Source organism: Paenibacillus sp. NFR01 (assembly GCF_900111565.1).
Lineage (GTDB): Bacteria > Bacillota > Bacilli > Paenibacillales > Paenibacillaceae > Paenibacillus_AQ.
Genome location: NZ_FOIK01000008.1, coordinates 137948 through 157108, shown reverse-complemented (window position 1 = coordinate 157108; position 19161 = coordinate 137948). Strand labels below are relative to the sequence as shown.

17 protein-coding genes are annotated in these 19161 nt (G+C 57.0%); 12 read left to right on the top strand and 5 right to left on the bottom strand.

The genetic code is table 11. The features are described 5' to 3' along the window. On the top strand, positions 1 to 885 hold the full coding sequence (locus BMW84_RS23035; RefSeq protein ID WP_091072592.1) for a UbiA-like polyprenyltransferase: 885 nt from the start codon (positions 1 to 3) through the stop codon (positions 883 to 885). A gap of 191 nt (positions 886 to 1076) precedes the next feature. Here the strand turns inward: BMW84_RS23035 and BMW84_RS23030 are convergent, their stop codons facing one another. From BMW84_RS23030 to BMW84_RS23015, 4 genes are all read right to left on the bottom strand, one after another. Beyond that, the gene (locus tag BMW84_RS23030) at positions 1077 to 2057 is read right to left on the bottom strand and encodes a polyprenyl synthetase family protein (RefSeq protein ID WP_091072590.1); all 981 of its coding nucleotides are present in this window, start codon (positions 2055 to 2057) and stop codon (positions 1077 to 1079) included. A 15-nt stretch (positions 2058 to 2072) separates the two neighbouring features. Then, positions 2073 to 2522 carry a hypothetical protein gene (locus BMW84_RS23025; protein WP_091072587.1) on the bottom strand — a complete coding sequence of 150 codons (450 nt, stop codon included), beginning with the start codon at positions 2520 to 2522 and terminating at the stop codon, positions 2073 to 2075. A gap of 121 nt (positions 2523 to 2643) precedes the next feature. Beyond that, the gene (locus BMW84_RS23020) at positions 2644 to 4527 is read right to left on the bottom strand and encodes an NAD(P)/FAD-dependent oxidoreductase (protein WP_091072584.1); all 1884 of its coding nucleotides are present in this window, start codon (positions 4525 to 4527) and stop codon (positions 2644 to 2646) included. Positions 4528 to 4576: 49 nt separating this feature from the next. Next, the gene (locus BMW84_RS23015; RefSeq protein ID WP_091072582.1) at positions 4577 to 5488 is read right to left on the bottom strand and encodes an FMN-binding protein; all 912 of its coding nucleotides are present in this window, start codon (positions 5486 to 5488) and stop codon (positions 4577 to 4579) included. 452 nt (positions 5489 to 5940) lie between these two features. Here BMW84_RS23015 and BMW84_RS23010 point away from each other — a divergent pair, with 452 nt between their 5' ends. The 9 genes from BMW84_RS23010 (at position 5941) to BMW84_RS24885 (ending at position 16814) form a co-directional block, all read left to right on the top strand. Next, entirely contained in the window at positions 5941 to 6153 is a 213-nt protein-coding gene (locus tag BMW84_RS23010; protein ID WP_091072579.1) for a CsbD family protein, read from the top strand. A 195-nt stretch (positions 6154 to 6348) separates the two neighbouring features. Next, positions 6349 to 7749: a sensor histidine kinase gene (locus BMW84_RS23005; protein ID WP_091072576.1), complete on the top strand. Its 1401-nt coding sequence runs from the start codon at positions 6349 to 6351 to the stop codon at positions 7747 to 7749. 84 nt (positions 7750 to 7833) lie between these two features. Further along, positions 7834 to 9108 carry an MFS transporter gene (locus BMW84_RS23000; RefSeq protein WP_091072575.1) on the top strand — a complete coding sequence of 425 codons (1275 nt, stop codon included), beginning with the start codon at positions 7834 to 7836 and terminating at the stop codon, positions 9106 to 9108. Positions 9109 to 9118: 10 nt separating this feature from the next. Further along, complete coding sequence (locus tag BMW84_RS22995) at positions 9119 to 9784, top strand: NAD(P)H-binding protein (RefSeq protein WP_091072572.1); 666 nt, start codon at positions 9119 to 9121, stop codon at positions 9782 to 9784. 82 nt (positions 9785 to 9866) lie between these two features. Next, entirely contained in the window at positions 9867 to 10247 is a 381-nt protein-coding gene (locus BMW84_RS22990; RefSeq protein WP_091072570.1) for a RidA family protein, read from the top strand. Between the two features lie 256 nt (positions 10248 to 10503). Next, entirely contained in the window at positions 10504 to 12969 is a 2466-nt protein-coding gene (locus tag BMW84_RS22985) for a glycoside hydrolase family 31 protein (protein WP_091072568.1), read from the top strand. 141 nt (positions 12970 to 13110) lie between these two features. Continuing rightward, the gene (locus tag BMW84_RS22980) at positions 13111 to 16197 is read left to right on the top strand and encodes a DEAD/DEAH box helicase (RefSeq protein WP_091072566.1); all 3087 of its coding nucleotides are present in this window, start codon (positions 13111 to 13113) and stop codon (positions 16195 to 16197) included. A 40-nt stretch (positions 16198 to 16237) separates the two neighbouring features. Then, positions 16238 to 16687, top strand: coding sequence for a hypothetical protein (locus BMW84_RS22975; protein ID WP_091072564.1), 450 nt, complete (start codon positions 16238 to 16240; stop codon positions 16685 to 16687). Then, positions 16668 to 16814, top strand: a complete 147-nt coding sequence (locus BMW84_RS24885; protein WP_175499017.1) for a hypothetical protein — start codon at positions 16668 to 16670, stop codon at positions 16812 to 16814. Before BMW84_RS22975 ends, BMW84_RS24885 begins: the two co-directional genes overlap by 20 nt. A gap of 122 nt (positions 16815 to 16936) precedes the next feature. On the opposite strand, the gene BMW84_RS22970 is transcribed toward BMW84_RS24885, so the two are convergent. After that, positions 16937 to 17311 (bottom strand): hypothetical protein, encoded by a 375-nt coding sequence (locus BMW84_RS22970; RefSeq protein ID WP_091072562.1) that lies wholly within the window; start codon positions 17309 to 17311, stop codon positions 16937 to 16939. A gap of 159 nt (positions 17312 to 17470) precedes the next feature. On the opposite strand from BMW84_RS22970, the gene BMW84_RS22965 reads away from it, so the two are divergent. Further along, positions 17471 to 18250 (top strand): zinc ribbon domain-containing protein, encoded by a 780-nt coding sequence (locus BMW84_RS22965; protein WP_091072560.1) that lies wholly within the window; start codon positions 17471 to 17473, stop codon positions 18248 to 18250. Between the two features lie 41 nt (positions 18251 to 18291). Further along, positions 18292 to 19155, top strand: a complete 864-nt coding sequence (locus tag BMW84_RS22960; protein WP_091072558.1) for a TrmB family transcriptional regulator — start codon at positions 18292 to 18294, stop codon at positions 19153 to 19155. The last annotated feature ends 6 nt before the right edge of the window (positions 19156 to 19161 follow it).

The following is a 19161-nucleotide window of genomic DNA, read 5'->3' as shown; positions in this document are numbered from 1 at the left end:
ATGGCAATTCTGAATGCATTCAAAACAACCGCGCTGAAGCTGAAGATGTTCAGCGAGCTGGTGATGTTCTCCCATACGCTGTTCTCGCTGCCGTTTGCGGTAATCTCGATGATCTGGGCCGCCGGCGGCTGGCCTTCCGGGCATATGATGCTGTGGGGGCTGATCGCCCTGATCGGTGCGCGCAACGGTGCCAACGCCTTTAACCGCCTGGTGGACCGCACGTTCGATGGGCAAAATCCGCGCACGGCGCATCGCCATTTGCCGCAGCGGCTGCTTGAGGCCAAAGAGGTTGTCATCTTTATTATTGTCAATTACGCGCTGTTTATCGTCGCTTCGGGCATGCTGAATCTGCTGTGCCTGGTGCTTTCGCCGGTCGCCATTGTTCTGATCTCGACGTATTCCTATACGAAGCGGTTTACGTTCCTGAGCCATCTGTATCTCGGATTTGTGATTGCCTCCGCGCCGATCGGCGCCTGGTTTGCGGTTACGGGGAACATCGCCTTTACGCCGTTCGTCATCGGTACGGTCGTCATGCTCTGGATTGCCGGCTTTGACATCATCTACGGCACGCAGGATATCGATTTCGACCGGCGCCACGGGCTGTGGTCGATCCCCAGCTTCTTTGGCCTGGAGAATGCGCTGCGCATCGCCAAGGGACTGCACTTCATTATGGTGCTGCTGCTGCTCTTCCTGTACCTGTGGCGCGACCTTGGCTGGATGTACCTTGTCGGCATCGGCATTGCTACACTGCTGCTGATGACCGAGCATAAAATCATCAAGCCGACGAACCGCCGAATGATGAAAGTGGCCTCTTATAATCTGAATCAGGTGATCAGTATGGTTATCCTGACCTGTACGCTGATTGATTTCTTCTATGTCCGCTAAGAGCGGAGGTATATCGAAAGGGGACATCCTTAAGGCCATAACGGCCTTAAGGATGTCCCCTTTTTGCATGAACCTAATAAAAAAACCGCCCTTATAAGGGGCGGAGTGGCTTAATATAAAGAACTAATCTGTTTATCGAGGTCCCCACAAAGTACCTGACTCGAAGCCCCAGCTCCACTTTATGTGGTTGTTTATCGGTCTCTGCCGGCAAAAAAGCGCAGCAGCGTCTGCAGGTCGGCATGCGCCGGATGTGCAGAGAGCCTGTGGATGATCTCGCTCGCCTGGTTTAGATAATCCTGGCTCACGGCTTCCGCGCGGGCCAGCGCATCGCTGCTTGTGATCAGCTTCAGCACCCGGGCGATTTCCTCATCCCCGGAGTGCGGTCCGATCTTGCGGATCGCAGGTGCCAGCGCAGGATTCTGCAGCGCGAAGAGCACCGGGAGGGTTACCTGCCCATGCCGCAGATCGCTGCCGGCCGGCTTACCGAGCACATCGGCGGATTGCGTAAAGTCGAGCAGGTCATCCTGGATTTGAAATGACATGCCGAGCACCTCGCCGAAGGTATACAGCGCATCGGCGACCTGCTCAGAGCTTTCGGTAGACAGGGCGCCTACACGCAGGCAGGTGGCCATCAGCACTGCCGTTTTGTTGCGTGATTTCTCCAGGTAGTCATCGATGCTCATATCATAGTCGAAGGCGTGCTCCATCTGCTGGTATTCACCGAGCGCAAGCTGAGCGGTTGCAACGGATGAGAGATCGTGAACGTAGCGGTCTTTGTCGGCGCTGTACTTGCTTAAGAGCTCAATGACCCTGGCCGACATGTAGTTGCCGATATGCACGGCAGAAAGAACGCCGGTTTTGGTGTGAACGGCAGGCTCGCCGCGGCGTAGTTCGGCACCGTCGATGATGTCATCATGGATCAGCGAGGCGACATGGATGAACTCGGCGGCGGCAGCAAGCTGCAGGGTGCGTTTGTTCTCCGGACGGCGGCCAAAACGGCCGCCGACGATCACCATCAGCGGCCGCAGCCGTTTGCCGCCCGACCGGGCAAGCTCAAGAATGCTTTGCGCAAGCGGTGACTGTCTGGGTACATCCCGGTCGCGTAGAACAAGATTTTCGATTTCGCGGTTGATATCGTCAAGATCAATATTCAAGGCTTCGTGCAGCTTCATCGTCATTCCCACCTGTCAAATGGCTTTGCTTGTGCGGCTACCCTGCCGGCGTTCCTGAAGCAAAAAGGCGTCGATGTGATCGGCAGGGTTCCATTCCAAGAAATCGCCATTTGAGCGTTTGATTTGCATTTTCTTGAGGGAAGGAGCCATATACGCCACTAAATCCACTTCCCGGTGATTAACCGCGAATTGAAGGTAAAAGCTGTAAAGGTAATCTCCGTCCAAAATGTTCCGGACAAGATCCGGATGATGCAAGGTGCATTCGCTGTGGCGCTGGATCGCCACGGCAAGGATCATGTATATACCCAATAAATGAATTTTGCGTGTTTCGTCAAGTTCATGGCGTTCCAGAATCTCAATAAACCGCTCACATGACGCCGGAGAGAGTTGCAGCTTAATTCCGGCAATCGGTGATAGTTCAGCCTGAAGCAGCCGGAAGGTATCCTCAATCAGTTGTCTGTTCACAAGCTTCTCTCCTTTACAAAACCATTCATGAATTCGCCCTGTTAAATAAGGAGAGTAATGTGTCGCATGGACACATTACTCTTCGGTACATTCTATTCAACTATATGCAGTTTGTTTAATATCAGTCGGTGAATAAATACCAACGCCGGACGAGCGGTATCTTCTTCCACTGCTTTTTGAGCCATGGGAGAACATAGTAGTCAAGACTGAAGACGCTGCCCGAGCCGCCGATGCAGGCGATAGCCGCCCCAACGTACCAGAGCATTTCCGTCGACGCCATCTTGGACGACCAGATCATAACGGCGAGTCCGATGGTCGCAATCGAAGCGATAGCTGTGAAGAGACCAACGATGAGCATTACACCCAGAACGATTTCGGCACAAACCATGCCGATTTGGAACCATTTGGCGAGGAACGTGTACGTTCCGTCGTTATTGTAGAACATCAGATCCATGAACCAGTTGGTGATGTCATAAATCCATCCTGGAACCCACAGCGCTTGAACCGCTTCTTTAGCAGTCGAAACGGCGGATGCCGCGGATTGAGCGTCAACGGTATCTTTTACGGCATCAACCGCCTGGCTGGCGGAAGAAGCAGCATCGGTAGCATTCGGCGGAGCCGGAATGAGGAAGATCTTGTTCGGATCATCCCAGATCTTTCTCAGCTTGTCGATACCTTCATAGAGCCACATGCCGCCGAGCAACATACGGAGCGGTACGAGCCAGAAGTTCGGGGAACGTCTGGAGAAGTAACCTCCGACAAAGCTCTTGCGGTTCTCCACATGGAAGAACTCATGCATCATATAAGTCCACACTTTGTTGAAACCAACTACCTGAGACAGGTAGAACATGTTGATGAAGTGTTTGGACAGCATCGCCATAAAGCCGGTCAGCATAAACAGTTTGCCCGGAAGACCGACGTTAGCTACGCCGTAACGGCTGCCGATCGATACCATCGTTCCGTGGAAACCAGGTTTGTATGCTTTTTTAGCCGTGCCTTTAATGTCGGCTGTAATATTGTTTGCAATCACCGGAGCGGCTTGCTCGGCATTTTCAACCATTTGCGGTACCGGACGGGTTTCGCCTTCAGGAATGAAGAAGATGTTGTCCCCAACCACGTACACGTTTTTGTGGTCGACGCTTTCCAGATGTTCGTTGGTCATAATGCGCTTGCGGCCTTGTTGTTGAACATCGTTCAGCGTGCCAACCAGTTCGGAGCCTTCTACACCGGCAGTCCAGACGATGGTGTGCGAATCAACGACGTTTTTCTCGCCGAGCGCTACGGAACCTTCGCCCACTTCGGTGATTTTTGCGCCGGTAACGATCTCAACGTTGAGCTTCTTGAGGCGTTGCTCGGCTTTTTGGATCAGCTTATCCGGGAGGATCGGCAGAACCTTAGGCGCCATATCGGCTACGATCAGCCGTACTTCGGATGGATCAATGAAGAATTCTTTGCACAGTTCATCGCGTTGCTCGGCCATTTCACCGACCAGCTCGACGCCGGTAAAGCCTGCACCGATGATGACGAAGGTCAGCATGGAACGGCGAACCGCTGCATCTCTTTCCTTAGCCGCTTTGGTGTACATATCGCGAATTTGGCGTTTCAGCGCAACGGCATCATCATAAGACCAGAATGGGAAGGTGTTCTCTTCCGCTCCTGGAATTCCGAAGAACGTCGGCTTGCTGCCTGTGCCGATAACCAGGTAATCGTAAGCGTATGTGGCTTTTTCGGAAGCCAGCTTCTTGCCGCTGAAATCGATGTTCTTAATTTCGTCCAGCACAACATCCACTTTCAGGCCGGCGAAAATTTTCTTCAGGTCAATCTTGATCGAATCCTCAGGCGCGCGGTTCGCAGAAACCTCGTGCAGCTCAGTCAAAAGAGTGTGATATGGATTTTTGTCGATCAGCTTAATTTCTACTTCTTTGTCGTTCTTAAACTTCTTTGCCAGTTTCTTAGCCGTGAGGACGCCGCCGTAGCCGCCGCCTAAAATGACTATTTTCTTCAAAAGAAACTCACCTCGTTCGTCTGATTAGCTGCAAGAGGATAGCGATGGATTACTTCGCGCCTTCGAGTGCTTTTTCTGCCAGGGAGAAATATTCGCCTACATGGATGGATACGCCGGAGATCGCGTCTGTGGTTCCGTCGTCTTTCAATGCAGGAGCAGCGCCTTTATTTTCAAGGAAATACTTTTCGGCAAGGGCGATTTCTTCATGCCATTCAGCGGAAGCGCCGCCGGCTTTCATACCGTATTTGCCGTCAATGGAATATTGTTTCTTATCGTCGCCTGCTGCATTCACGCCGCTGAAGTTAGCAGCAACAACGTTGCCGCCTGCAACGGTAATGGCTACAGTAGATTTCCAGCCGGATTCAGCGTCCATTTCGCCTTCAGCAAAGTATCCGCCGTCTTTGTAAGGTCCCAATTGGGTAGGGCCAGCAGCCAGAGCAGCTTTCGATGCGGTTACCAGGTCGGCAACGTGGATGGATACGCCGGATACTGCGTCGGTGTGGCCGTCGTCTGTCAGCGTGATTGCGTCCGGATCTTGTTTTTCAACCAGGTAAGCGGCAGCAGCGTTTGCTTCTTCATGCCATTCAGCGGAAGCGCCGCCGGCTTTCATGCCGTATTTGCCGTCTTCGGAGAATTTCTTTTTCAGATCGCCTGCAGTCTTGGTGTTGAAACCGTCCCAGTCAACGTTGGTGATCTTGCCGCCTTCAACAGTCAGGATAACGAAGGATTGCCAGCCGGTTTCTGCATCGGCATCAGCAGTTCCGTAGTATGTTCCGTCTTGATATTTGCCAGTTTCTGCAGTTGCCGCAGCGTTGCCGGCATTGGTTGCAGGAGCGGCGGATTCGGCAGGAGCGTTCGTTGCCGCAGCGTTGTTAGCAGCGTTATTGTTGTTGTTGCCGCAACCTGCGAGCAGCGTGCCTAGAACCATGGCGCTTGCCAAGATAATCGAAGCTTTTTTCATGGGTGATGACCTCCAAAATTAGTTTAAAATATATATATTAAAATGTAAAACATTTTAATAGACTTGGAAGTGATAAATATCACTTGATAAATGACATTTATCACTATGCAATAAGGGCGGACTCTTTTTTTGTTGCAAGACTATGACATATATTAGTAAACATTAGGAAAAATTTTAAACAACCCGTTTTTGCTCCGAAGGCATTCTAGCATAATGACCGGGAAACTCATGTGAAAATAATCACTTAAAACGTAAGTTTCCGTTTCCCATCTGTATTATAGCGAATATTTTAATTTCTGGATACCTGCTTAATAGACTATTATGTGACAAAATGTGTCCGGCTTTGACGAATCGTGTCCCACGTTTTTTGCAGTTTCAAGGCTAATCGGCCCGGGTAATGTGTGATTGTGTACAGGCAACTGCCAAATGGACCCGCAAAGGAGATGAGCATCATGGACAACAACGTGCTGAAGGGCAAATGGACGCAGCTGAAGGGTGAAGCCAAAAAGCAATGGGGAGAGCTTACCGACGACGACCTTGATATCATTGATGGCGAGAAGGACAAGCTCGTAGGCAAGCTTCAGGAGCGGTACGGTCACACCAAGGATGACGCCGAGACCGAATATCGTAACTGGGAACGAGCGGTTCATAGCGTTCATAAATAATCGGGATAGACACACGCGGATTCCTTGGGGCTTCCGCGAAGCGCAAATCAACGTTGATTTGCGCTTTTTTGCTGTCATAAAACGTCTATAACTCTCAAGTTCCATGATTTTACTAAGCGCTTTATGGTAGTATGGAGTGAAGGGATTCTTATAGGCATATGGACATTCTGACAACATCGCGGTAGGAGTGAAGCTATGGAATATTTGAAAATCTTTTTCGTGAATACGGCTCTGTTGATCACATTGGCGTTCATTGCCAATTTAATCTATAAACATACGATTGCTTTCGCGCCCGACCGGGTGAAAAAAATCAGTTGGGTGCTCCTGGCGATATTAGGCGGCTGGGTCAGTTCGTTTTTCGGCTACCGGCTGGATGAACATGTGATTTTGGATTTGCGTTTCGTTCCTCTCATCATTTCCACGCTGGCTTATCCTCAGCCTTTTTTCCTTATAATAGTAGGTACCGGAATCGGAGTTATGCGGCTGACCTTCGGCGTAACCGAAGCGGCGGTGGCCGGCGTGCTCAATCTGTCGCTCCTTGGCTTCATCTGCGCGGGACTAGCCCTATGGCTGGGACGCTCCCGGTTTACGACCGTTTACAAAGGCCTCATTACCATTGTGGTTGTTAATCTGATGAATGCCGTCAATATCAGCGTTTTCGGCGTTATTCCCTTTCATCAATACATAACGCAGATTTTTCCGGTCACGTTCCCGGCCGGGCTGCTGCTGAGTTTTCTGTTTGCCTTCATCATCCACGACTTTTATCTGGACAATTTGCGCAACGGGCAGATCGTCCGGGCCAATGAGCTGTTGTCGCGCCAGACCGAAGAATTGCATAAAAACAAGATTGTGCTGGAGGACCGGGCCAAACAGCTGATGCTAGCCTCGCAGTACAAATCGGAGTTTCTGGCCAATATGTCGCATGAACTGCGGACGCCGCTGAACAGCATCATCAATCTGTCCCAGTTAATTGAAGAGAACGACGGCGCGCTGACCCCCGAGGAACTGGCCGAATACGGCGGAATCATCCACCGTTCGGGCGAAGACCTGCTTGCACTTATTAATGATATTCTTGATCTGTCCAAGGTAGAAGCGGGCAAACTCGATATTGTCTATGAAGAGCTTAGCGTCCGGGAGATTCCTGAGCTCTTGTCGCTGCAGTTCCAGGTTACGGCCAAGCAGAAGGGTCTCGATTTTGAGGTCGGGCTTGGGGAAAACGTGCCGGAGGTAATTCTTTCCGATCCGAAGCGGGTGCAGCAAATTTTGCGGAACCTGCTGTCCAACGCCTTTAAATTCACCGCCGATGGTTCGGTCAAGCTGAACGTGCGGACCGAGGAGCGGAGGGAGGGTGCCCTCCGGCGGAACTGGCTTGTCTTTGATGTCCAGGACACCGGAATCGGCATCGCGCCGGACAAACATGACATTATCTTTGAGGCGTTCCGGCAGGCGGACCAAGTTATCGGCCGCAAATACGGCGGCACCGGGCTGGGCCTCTCGATCAGCAGCGACCTGGCCAGGCTGCTTGGCGGATTTATAACGGTGAAGAGCCAGGAGCGCGAAGGAAGTCTCTTTTCCCTCTATTTACCGCTCCAATAATCTTTGGAATTCCGGCTGATTGACACGGCCTTGCTGCGGAGTAGAATGGAGCCAAAGCCCGCATCATAAGGAGAGTTACGCTTCATGGACATCATTAGAAACCGGCTCACTGCAAAGCGCCCCAGGCCTTTCCGCAAGCCGTCGGCTCACCGCAGAAATCTTTATACCGCCACGCTTGAAGGCGTGCCGGCCACGGTCTTTCTCGTTCTGCTGCAAGGACAGTTTCTTACCGGCTATCTGCTGTACCTGGGGGCAAGCTCCGGGGAAATCGGTTTTGTGCTTGCGCTTACTACGCTTGTCAATCTGGTCCAGATTGCGGTAGCGTTCCTGATTCAGCGGCTGCGCAGCCGCAAGTGGACGATGGTGACTTTTGTCGCGCTGCACCGCCTACTGTGGGCGCTGACCGGAATCATTCCGTTTGCCGTCCCGAAAGAGTACGGAGTCGCGACCTTCATCATTATGTATACGATTGCTTTTATCGCCGGTACGGCGGGCGGGGTGCTGTGGAACTCCGTGATCAGCGACCTCGTGCCTGCGAGAGTTCGCGGGCGCTATTTCGGCATCCGCAATACGCTGCTCAATGCGCTGGGCAGTCTGGTCCTGTACGGCGGCGGCGTGATCCTGGACCGTTACCCCGGCGGCCACGGCTTTGCGATTCTTTACATCATTGCGACTGTTTTTGCGTTTGCCAATATCGCCGTCTTTTTCTTCTATCCGGACGTTCCGTTCGAGAAGTCGGAAGAGACGGAATTTCTGCCGATGCTGAAAAAACCGCTGAAAGATAAGCTGTTTATGCGCTCGACGCTGTTTTTGTCTGCCTGGCTGCTGCTGCAGAATCTCACAGTTCCGCTCTACTCGTACGTGATGCTGCAGCTTCTGCATATCAACTATGAAACGCTGTCGCTGCTGAACGTGGCGCAGACGGTGTTTATGATGGCCAGCTTTTATTTATGGGGCAATCTGAATGCCCGGTACAGCAATAAACGGCTGCTGCTGTTCACGCTGCCGATCATCGCCGTCTCTTCGCTGCTGTGGGGATTGCTGTCGGTATTTCCGCTGCTGCCGGTCCTGTTTGCCGCCCATATCGTGTTTGGCGTCGGCGTCGGCGGGTTTAACCAGCTTGCTTTTAATTTCATTATCGGGGATACCCCCAAAAAAGAGCGGCCGATGTACATGGCTATGTATTCCGCGCTTACCGGATTGGCCGCCTTTTTCGGACCGCTTATCGGCGGCCAGATTTACGACGGGATTAAAGGCTGGCCGCACTGGATTCAGGTGTACGGCATGCAGCTTGCGGTCGGCGCCGTGATGATCCTGCTCGCGCTGCTGCCCGGCCGCCGCATTCTCAAGGACGAATAGGGGAGGAACTATGGCCAAAATCGCGTTAGTGCTGGGAGCCACCGGCATGGTGGGGAAAGCCCTGATCGAAGAACTGCTCAGCGGAGGCGGGTGGGAGGAGGTGCGGGTGCTGGTCCGCCGCACGCTCCCTCTTAACGATCCCCGTCTGACGCAGACCGTCATCGATTGGGAACGGCTGGAGGATTACGGGGATAGCTTCTCCGGCGTTACCGAGGTGTTCTGCTGCCTTGGCACGACGATCAAAAAGGCGGGCTCGCAGGAGCAGTTTGAAAAGGTGGATCTGCAATATCCGCTTGCGGCGGCAAGGCTGGCGAGGGCCAAAGGCGCCAGGCAGTTTCTGGCGGTCTCCTCGATGGGAGCCTCGGCGTCGTCGAGGAATTTCTACCTCCGGACCAAGGGCAACATGGAGGAGGGCGTGATGAACGCGGGGTATCCCGCGGTTCACCTGTTCCGCCCCTCGCTACTGCTGGGGGAACGCGAAGAATTCCGGCTCGGCGAACGGGTATCCGCTGTGGCCATGAAAGGACTGGACAAGCTGTTTGCGCGGTTTCTGGCACGCTACCGTGCGGTTCCCGCCGCGACGGTCGCGCGGGCGATGGCCAATATCGCGAGGGCCGGCACCGGCGGAACGCATGTGTACCCGAACGATGTATTGTTTGCGCTGGGCGGCCGGTAAAGGTACGGAAAGTTTGCATCGGCAAAGGCCCCCGCGTACAATGGATAATAAATCGAATGTACATAACAGGAGGAGCGAAATCATGAGCAAAAAGCAGGTGGCGACGACCTCGGCGCCCGGGGCTATCGGACCTTACAGCCAGGCGATCGTAAACGGGAACTGGATTTTCACTTCCGGACAGCTCGGGCTTAACCCCGAAACCGGAGAGCTTGCCGAAGGCGTACAGGAGCAGGCCCGTCAATCGCTGAGCAATGTCAAAGCGATTCTGGAGGAAGCCGGCGCTTCGCTCGACCATGTCGTTAAAACAACCGTATTCTTGAAGGACATGAACGATTTTGCCGCAGTCAACGAGGTGTACAGCACCTTCTTCGCCGAGCCGTATCCGGCGCGCAGCGCCGTGGAAGTGGCCCGTCTGCCGAAAGACGGACTGGTGGAAATCGAAGCAATCGCCCGTAAAAAATAAACGCGTTCACGATCCGGCAAGGATCGGGAGCATCGAAAATTCCGCCGTTCATGCCAGGGCATGAACGGCGGAATTTATTTTTGAGCAGCAAGTTCCCCGCTGCCGCTCCGCTTAATAACCGAGTCAATGATGCTCATAGGCCGACCAGCTGCATGCTGGCGGCCTTTGTATTTTTTATGGATAGTCTTCCGGCAAGTCGGGGTATATAAGTAATATTATGATTTTGCCGGGAGCGGCCGAAGGGGGAGAATGACGCATGGAGAGCAGCGAGGCGATACGGCCGGAAAAAATGGGGCCGCTGGTATTGAAGGAGACCTGGAATACGCCGGGGAGCCTGGTATCCTGGGAACGTTCGGAGAATGTCTACATCTGCCGGGGGGAGCGCGGAGGCATTGCCTTTTTATTTTTGGGCGACGACATGTTCCGGATGAAGGTGTTCCGCGGCAGCGTGCCGGATTTGACGACCTCCCCGGCAGTGCTTGCGGAATGCTGCATCCCGCATTTGTTCCCGGAGGAAGAGGACGACGAGCGGCTGATCTTTACGACCGGGGCCATCCGGCTCATCATCGACAAGGCCACGTTCCTGATCCGTGTGGAGAATCACCAGGGAATAACCGTCATGCAGCAAAACCTGACCAGTTGGAATCCGCGCGGTGCCAGCCATGCCGAATATGATATGCAGCCGGACTCACATTTCTACGGACTTGGGGAGAAGGCCAGTTTTCTCGATAAACGCGGCGAAAAATATACAAACTGGAACACCGACGTCTTTGCGCCCCATCTGCCGGAAATCGAGGCATTATACGAAACGATTCCGCTGCTGATCCATATGCACGGCGATCTCGCCTACGGCTTGTTCCTCGATAATACGGGCCGCAGCGATTTTGACATGCGCTCGCATGGCGTCGCCTTTACCATCGGCTGCGATACCGGGGAATACGACATTTATTTCATCAACGGGCCGGAAATGAAGGACGTGGTGAAACGTTATACGACGCTGACCGGACGAATCGCTCTGCCGCCGAAATGGGCCATCGGCTACCATCAGTCGCGATATAGTTATATGAACCAGCAGGAGGTGCTGCAGCTCGCCCGCACGTTCCGGGAGAAGGGCATCCCCTGCGACGTCATCTATCTGGACATTCATTATATGGACGAGTACCGGGTGTTTACGTTTGATCCCGTTCATTTCCCGGAACCGGAGAAAATGATCGCCGAACTTAGGGAACTAGGCGTGCGCATTATCCCTATCGTGGATCCCGGCGTCAAAAAAGACCCCCGCTACGAGGTATACCAGCAAGGCGTGCTGAATAAGCACTTCTGCCGGCGGCTTGAGGGAGATATTTTCTTTGGCGAGGTCTGGCCGGGTACGAGCGCATTTCCCGACTTCTCCGACAGCCGCGCCGCCGAATGGTGGGGCGATCTCCATAAGTTCTATACCGATCTGGGCATTCAGGGGATATGGAATGACATGAACGAACCGGCGGTGTTTAACGAGAGCAAAACGAAGGATCTCGACGTCATGCATTTCAACAATGGGCGGCCCGTGACGCATGAGGAGTACCATAACCTGTACGGTATGATGATGTCCAAGGCAACCTATGAGGGCCTGGCCGAGCAGCTCGGCGGCGAGCGCCCGTTCGTGTTGACGCGGGCCGGCTATGCCGGCATCCAGCGGTACGCGGCCGTCTGGACCGGCGATAACCGCAGCTTCTGGGAGCATATGGCGATGGCCATGCCAATGGTGCTTAACATGGGCTTGTCGGGTCTTGCGTTTGCCGGCCCGGACATCGGCGGCTTCGCGCATCATACCTCGGCGCAGCTGCTCGTGCGCTGGACGCAGATGGGCGTCTTCTTCCCGTATTGCCGCAACCATTCCTCCATCGGCACGCTGCGCCAGGAGCCCTGGTCGTTCGGGGAAGAGGTGGAGCGTATTCTGCGGGAATTTATCGGGCTGCGCTACCGGCTCCTTCCGCAGCTCTACAATCTGTTTCGCGAGGCGGAGACGACCGGACTGCCCGTCATCCGGCCGCTGGTGCTGGAATATCCGCGCGATCCTTATGTGGCTAACCTGTGCGACGAGTTCCTGTTCGGCGATAACATGCTGATCGCGCCGGTATACCGTCCGGATACGGAGCACCGTTCGGTCTATTTGCCGAAAGGGCGCTGGCTCGACTATTGGGACGGGGAAGCCTTCGAGGGCGGAGTCCACATTCTGGCGGCAGCACCGCTGCATGTCATGCCGATGTACGTCAAGGCCGGCAGCTTTATCGCTGAAGGGCCGCTGAAGCAGCATGCTCTGGAGGAGAACGGCGACGCCATCACCTTCCAGCTGTACGGGGCGGAAACAAGCGAGGATTTCCGTGCGGCGTTCAGCCTCTATGAAGACGACGGTCACAGCTTTGCATACCGCAAAGGCGAATATTCGGTGCTTGATGTCGCTGCCGAAGGGGAGAGCGACGGGTTAACGTTCCGTTGGTCTTACCAGACCGGTGCATTCCGCCCGCGCCGGGAGACGCTGCGCTTTGAGCTGCGTTACTCTGCGTTCCAGCCGGAAGGCATCGCCGGAATGAAGCGAAGAACGCTCGAACAGCTGGATGCCGGCCAAACCGGCTGGTGTCTGGGCGAAAGCGGGGGATTTCTCGTCCAGGTGGAGGATCGTCCGGAAGGGGGCACCCTGAAGGTGCGCGCCAAGGACGGGAATGAAGGGAATAGCCGATGATGTCCGGTCCGGAGGGGATTTCTCCGGACTGTACTTTTTTCTGTGCAAAATACGGTGAAATCTTGCAGAAATGTTTTTAAAACCGTTGTTTTTCGTATAAGATGGAGGGATGAAGATTATTTCGTGGTCAGGAGATCATCAATGAGTAAGCATCTGTATGCAATTTGGCTCGGGGAGGTTCTGTTTCTCTTCTCCGGCGAAACTTCGGAACCGAAAGTGGACGCCTGGACGCGCGTCGTTAGACGTCTTGCGCTGCGGGGAGGCATGCGCCCGCTGGCCGGGGCTGCCCTGCGGCTGGCGGAGGTCCGGTATCCGGTCCAGCCGCCGGCTGAAGGCCGGGCGCAGCGCCGCAGCTTGCCGGGCCGCACGCTCGAAGGGCTTGCCCTTGGACCGCGCGAGGCACTGGAGCTGCTGCTGGCCTGGGACGAGCGGCTGTGCCGGGAGCAAGGACTGGAACCGGGCGGCGAGCTGCGGTATTGGGCCGCCGCCGCCCGGTTCGCACTGGAGCTGATCGGCGCGGGTGCCATCGTGCCGGGCGCGGAGCTGCAGCGGACGGCGGGGGTTCGCCGCCGCGGCGGCGAGCAGGCGGCGCTGGCGATCTGGTCGCCGTTGCTGCGCGGAGATGCGGACAAGGAGCGATTCCTGCAATTGGCGGCGGCGATGCCGGTTCTTGCGCTCGGCTCGTTTGCTCCAGAGGATGGCGAGGCGGGCTCGCGGGAGGAGGCCGGAGCCTACGTGCTGTATTCGTTTCTCCGGGCGATCATTACAGCGGAGCTCAAACGGACGGTCGCCGAGCATGAGAGCGAGCTCGGCCGTTACAAGGCCGAATACCGCCGGGGGCGCTCCCCGCTGACGGAGCTGTGGTGGAACGGGCTGCTGACGGGCAGCCGCGAGCTTCCGGCACAGGGGACGCCGGCAGAGGTGGCGGAGCTGCTTGCCGCGGTAAACGGCGCGGCGGCGGCTCCCGTTCCGAAGCCGGGGCCGGAAGCCGAGCAGAGCGGCCAGCTAAGCCTCGGCCTCCGGCTGGAACCGCCGGAGGAGGACGGAGAAGCGTGGAACCTCAGCTTCTGGGCGGAATGCCGGGAGGAGGGAGGCTTCTGGCTCCCGGCATCGGCCGTGTGGGCCAGCCAAGAGCGGGATTTCACGCTCTGGGGCAAACGCTACGCCGGCATCCAGCGGCAGCTGCTGGCGGCGCTGGGACGGGCAGCGGCGCTGTCGCCGGATATCCGCGCCGCGCTGGATGCGCCGGCGCCGGCAGGAACGCGGCTGGCGCCCGAGCGGCTGTACGCTTTCCTGAAGGAAAGCCTGCAGCCGCTGCGGGATCACGGCATCACGGTGCAGATGCCGTCCCGCTGGAGCCGCGAAGGCCGGCGCAAGGTCGGCATGCGGATGCGCATGGCATTGCCTCCGGAGCAGAGCGCGGCAACCGAAGCTGCGCTGGGCATGGAGGCGCTGGTCTCCTTCCGTGTCGAGGCTTCGCTCGGCGGGCTGTCGCTGGGCGAAGACGAATTGCAGGCGCTGGCCGATGCCGGCGTACCGTATGTACAATTTCGCGGAGAATGGATCGAGGTGGACCCGAAGGAGGTCCGGCAGGTCCTGAAATATATGAAACGCCACGAGAGCGGCGAGATGGCCGCGGCGGACTGGCTGCGGCTGCAGGCCGAGGATGACGACGAACGGAGCTTTAAAGGCATCCAGGTCATGGGCATGGAGACCGCCGGACTTCTGGCATCCCTGATCCACGGCGGGGCGGGCGGTTACGCGCCGCCTCGCCGCATCCCGGCTACGCTGAACGGAACGCTGCGTCCGTACCAGGAACGGGGATACCAGTGGCTGGCGGCGCTGGTCGGGCTTGGCTTCGGCGTATGTCTGGCCGATGATATGGGCCTCGGCAAAACCGTCCAGGTCATAACCTGCCTGCTGGATCAGGCGCAGTCCGCATCGCTCGGCAGAGAGTCCGGGCCGGTGCTGATTCTCTGCCCCACCTCGCTGCTCGGCAATTGGCAGCGGGAGCTGCAGCGCTTTGCCCCGGGGCTGAAGGTGCATATCCATCACGGCAGCCGGCGGCAGCGCGGCCGGACCTTTGCCGATCTTGCGGCGGCGCATGATATCCTGCTCACCACCTATCACCTGGCCGGCCGGGACAGCGACGATCTCACGGCGGTGCGCTGGTCGACCGTCGTGCTGGACGAAGCGCAGTATATCAAGAACCACCGTACGAAGCAGGCGCAAAGCGTGATGAAGCTGGCGGCGCCGCGGCGCATCGCCATGACGGGAACGCCGGTAGAGAACCGGCTCGGGGAGCTGTGGTCGATCTTCCATTTCCTGAATCCGGGGTATCTCGGTTCTTATCATGCTTTCCGCCAGCGATACATTTCTGGAGACGGCGACGGGAGGCTGCCGGAGCTGCACCGGCTGGTGTCGCCGTTCCTGCTCCGGCGGCTCAAGAGCGATCCGGACATTTCCAAGGATCTGCCCGACAAGCTGGAGCTGAAGTCGTATTGTCCGCTGACCGAAACCCAGGCAGCGTTGTATCAGGGTGTGGTCAACGAAATGCTCGGCCTGATCGGCGAGCGCACCGGCATCGCCCGCAAAGGCGTGGTGCTGTCCTCGCTGACCCGGCTGAAGCAAATCTGCGATCACCCGCAGCTGCTCCGGGGAGAAGAGGGGCGCACTGCGCGCGGCGAGCCGTCCGGCAAGCTGGAGATGCTGTATGAGGTGTTGGACGGCATCGCCGAATTGGGCGAATCGGTCCTGATCTTTACCCAATACGTGGCGATGGGCGAGCTGCTCGTGCAGCGGCTCGGCAAACGTTACGGCACGCCGCCGCTCTTCCTGCACGGAGGTATCGCCAAACGCGAGCGGGACGCCATGGTGCAGGCATTCCAGGAAGGGGAAGGCCCGTCCATCTTTGTATTGTCGTTGAAAGCGGGCGGCGTTGGGCTCAATCTGACCCGGGCCAACCATGTTGTCCATTACGACCGCTGGTGGAACCCTGCGGTAGAGAACCAAGCTACCGACCGTGCCTTCCGGATCGGCCAGCGCAAAAACGTTCATGTCCACAAGCTGATCTGCCAGGGAACGCTGGAGGAGCGGATCGACGAACTGATAGAACGCAAGAAAAATCTGTCGGAGCAGGTCATCGGCTCCGGCGAGCATTGGTTAACCGAAATGTCCAATCAGGAGCTGAGGGAGCTGGTCGAGCTCCAGGGCCAGGATTGGCTGTAGCATTCTGCATTCCGGGCATTGCCGGAGAGGAGGAGGGAACATGGAGAAGCTGACCTCGGATAATCAGCCGAAAACGCCGGCCGAGGAAGAGATTACGGCGCTTGCGCTGCTGGAGCCGCATCCTAAGGCGAACGCCGACCGCGTTTTTGCGGCGTGGGCTGCGGCACTGGAGCGGGAAGGGGAAGGAGACCCCGAGCTGCTGGCCGCGGAGCTGGCGAAGCTGGAGCGCAAAGGCCCGCCGAGTCCGGCGGGCGAATGGCTGGCGGAAGCCGCCGCCGAAGGCTCGCTGCATGAGCCGGGGGCCATGTTTCACTCGCTGGAGTCCCGGCCGTTCCCGTCGGCTGCCCAGCGGCGCGAGCCGGACGAAGGGTGGCGGGCCATCCTGCCGCCGCCGCTGAAGCCCCAGGAGGGGCTGCGGCTGATTATGCGATATGCCGCGGAAGCGGCGGCGCGCCGGGCTGATGGGCCGGATGGAACGTGGAAATCATAGATGCCGGCGCGGGGCCAAGCAAGGGCTGCTGCCGCTGGAGATCGCCAACAACGGCATACGCAGCATGGTGTTCTACACCACCGGCGACGGCGGGCGGACATGGACCAACCTGTTGAAATCGAGATAATTTTCGCGCCAGGCGCGAACAAGCCGCAAAGGACGGGGCGTCCGTCTGCGGCTGTTTTTTTTCTGCGACCCGGAAACCTTCCCCTGCCGCTTCCGTATCAGCTATTGTACTTTAAGCCGTGGTCATTTGTTCAGCGGCGAACCCCCGTCATAGCCGGGGTCCTCGTAGCCGGTATTTTTCAGCTTGGGCAGAAGGCCTGAACCGGCAATGTTCCGGCGGGTATCCTCCGTACCGCTTTCGTACAAAAAGCTGAACAGGCGGACGGTCTGCTCGTCGAATTGCTCCGCCGCCTGATCGTGATCGGCCGATTTGAAGGGCACAAAGGCGCGGCGAAAGGTCTCGTCCTCCCGTTCCCGGTGTGCCTTCAGCAAATCCTGCAGCCTGCCCAGCCCGTCCCGGTCCAATAGCACCTCGTATTCGCTGGAATCGCTCCGCTCATGCTGGATCAGGCTGTGGTTTACGGATACATAATAACGCTGTTTTTCCTCTTCGGGCATCTGAAGATCCCTCCCGTATTCGTTTAACTGTCCGGCGTTCGTTATAAGTAACATACACGTTGCGACAAATAATGAATCTATCCGGCACATTTGGTATGATAGAAGCACGTTTCCGCTTTTTGCGGAGCAGTTCTCACTCTGGAGAAGGAGGAACTTACGATGGATTTTTTGAAACGCATTAAGGACGGAGCCAGCCGGGTGAGTGAAAAAGCGCAAAGCTCGGTAGAGGTCGGAAAGCTGAATAGCCAAATTTCCGATGTTGAGCGTGAGATGGAACTTGAATTCATGAAGATGGGAAAGATCTTTTTCGATGGATACCGCTCCAAGGACATGTCCGCTGCCGAAGGGCCGATGGTCGAGCTGGCACGGGGCTGCCTTAAGCTGCAGGATAGAATCGGAGAGCTGCGTTTGCGGATCGCCGAGATTAAGAATGAACGGATCTGCACCTGCGGGGCAGTGGTTCCGCTCGATGCCAACTTCTGTCCGGCTTGCGGTGCCAAGCTCGAGGCGTTCGCGCCTAAGCGGGAGTCGTCGGCTCCGCCTGTCGTTGCCGGAGTGTTCTACGGGGATGAACGCGACGAGGATGAGTTCTATGGCGCCGACGAATTAACCGACGAGGAAAAAGAACTCGCGCTTCGCCACGACCCGTCCGTGCAAGTCCAGGCCAAGGCATTCTCCGCGGGCGAGCCTGAAGTGCCGGCGTATGCGGGCGCTGCGGCCGAGAGCGAGCATCGCCGCCGGGAAGAGCAGCTGGAACGCGAACGGCAACGGCAGCTGGAGCTGGACCGGCGCATTCGCGATTGGCATGCGGTGGAGCAGGAGGAAGAACCAGCCGAGACGGCGGCGGTAGGTCGGGAAATGGTCAAATGCCAGATTTGCCGGGCCGATTTACCGAAAGGCTCCATGTGGTGCTCGCGCTGCGGATCCGAGCAAATTTAGCGCCGGCCCGCGGGAGCGGCCGGTGTGGAGGGACAACATAGATGGAACAACTGCTGCTGCATCTGCGCAATTTGGGATTTACCGAGATGGAAGCGAAAATCATGGTCGAGCTGGCGGCGAAAGGCCAGGCTTCCGGCTATGAGGTTGCCAAGCAGCTCGGCGCCTCCAGATCGAACGTATACGCGGCGCTCCAGCGGCTGACCCAGCAGGGGTATGTCCGCTGCGGCGAAGGCGAGCCGGCACGGTACAGCGTGCTGGGTCCGGAGGAGCTTGGCGCGATGATCTCCGGCAGGGTGCAAGCCTCGCTTGCTTATGTCGAGGAAGAGATGCCGCGCGGCGGGACGGTCACGCCTTCTTTTTACAATATGGAAGGCGACCGCAACATCCTCGGCGCGCTCGTCCACCAGCTTGGCCTCGCCAAGCGTGAGATCGTAGTCGACGTATGGCGCGAAGAGGCGTCGCTGCTGCGCAAAGAGCTGGAGCAGGCCGAACAGCGGGGCGTAAAGCTGCTGTGGTCTTTTAACGGGGGCAACGCTGAGGTTGCGCCGTTCCCGGCCTGGGCGCCGGCCGGCGGCGCGCCGCACAAATCCGGCGGACGGAAATTTTCATTCGTGGTCGACCGCAGCTGGTGTATGCTCGGCATGCGTTACGGGGATGGCACCGCACAGGCGGTGGTTACCGAGCATCCGGCACTCACGGAGATGCTGCTGAACCATTTTATGCAGGAAATGGTGCTGTTCGAGCTGGAGGAGGATATGGGAAGCGAATTGACCCGGAAGTATGGCTCGCGGTACAACAAAATTTACGAGAAATACTTATCCCGCCCTCCGGAGCGCCCCGAATCTGGGGCGGAGCCGGAAGGGGAAGAGGCGCCGGGGGTCCCCGGCAGTCTGGCGGCAGACTAAGCGTTG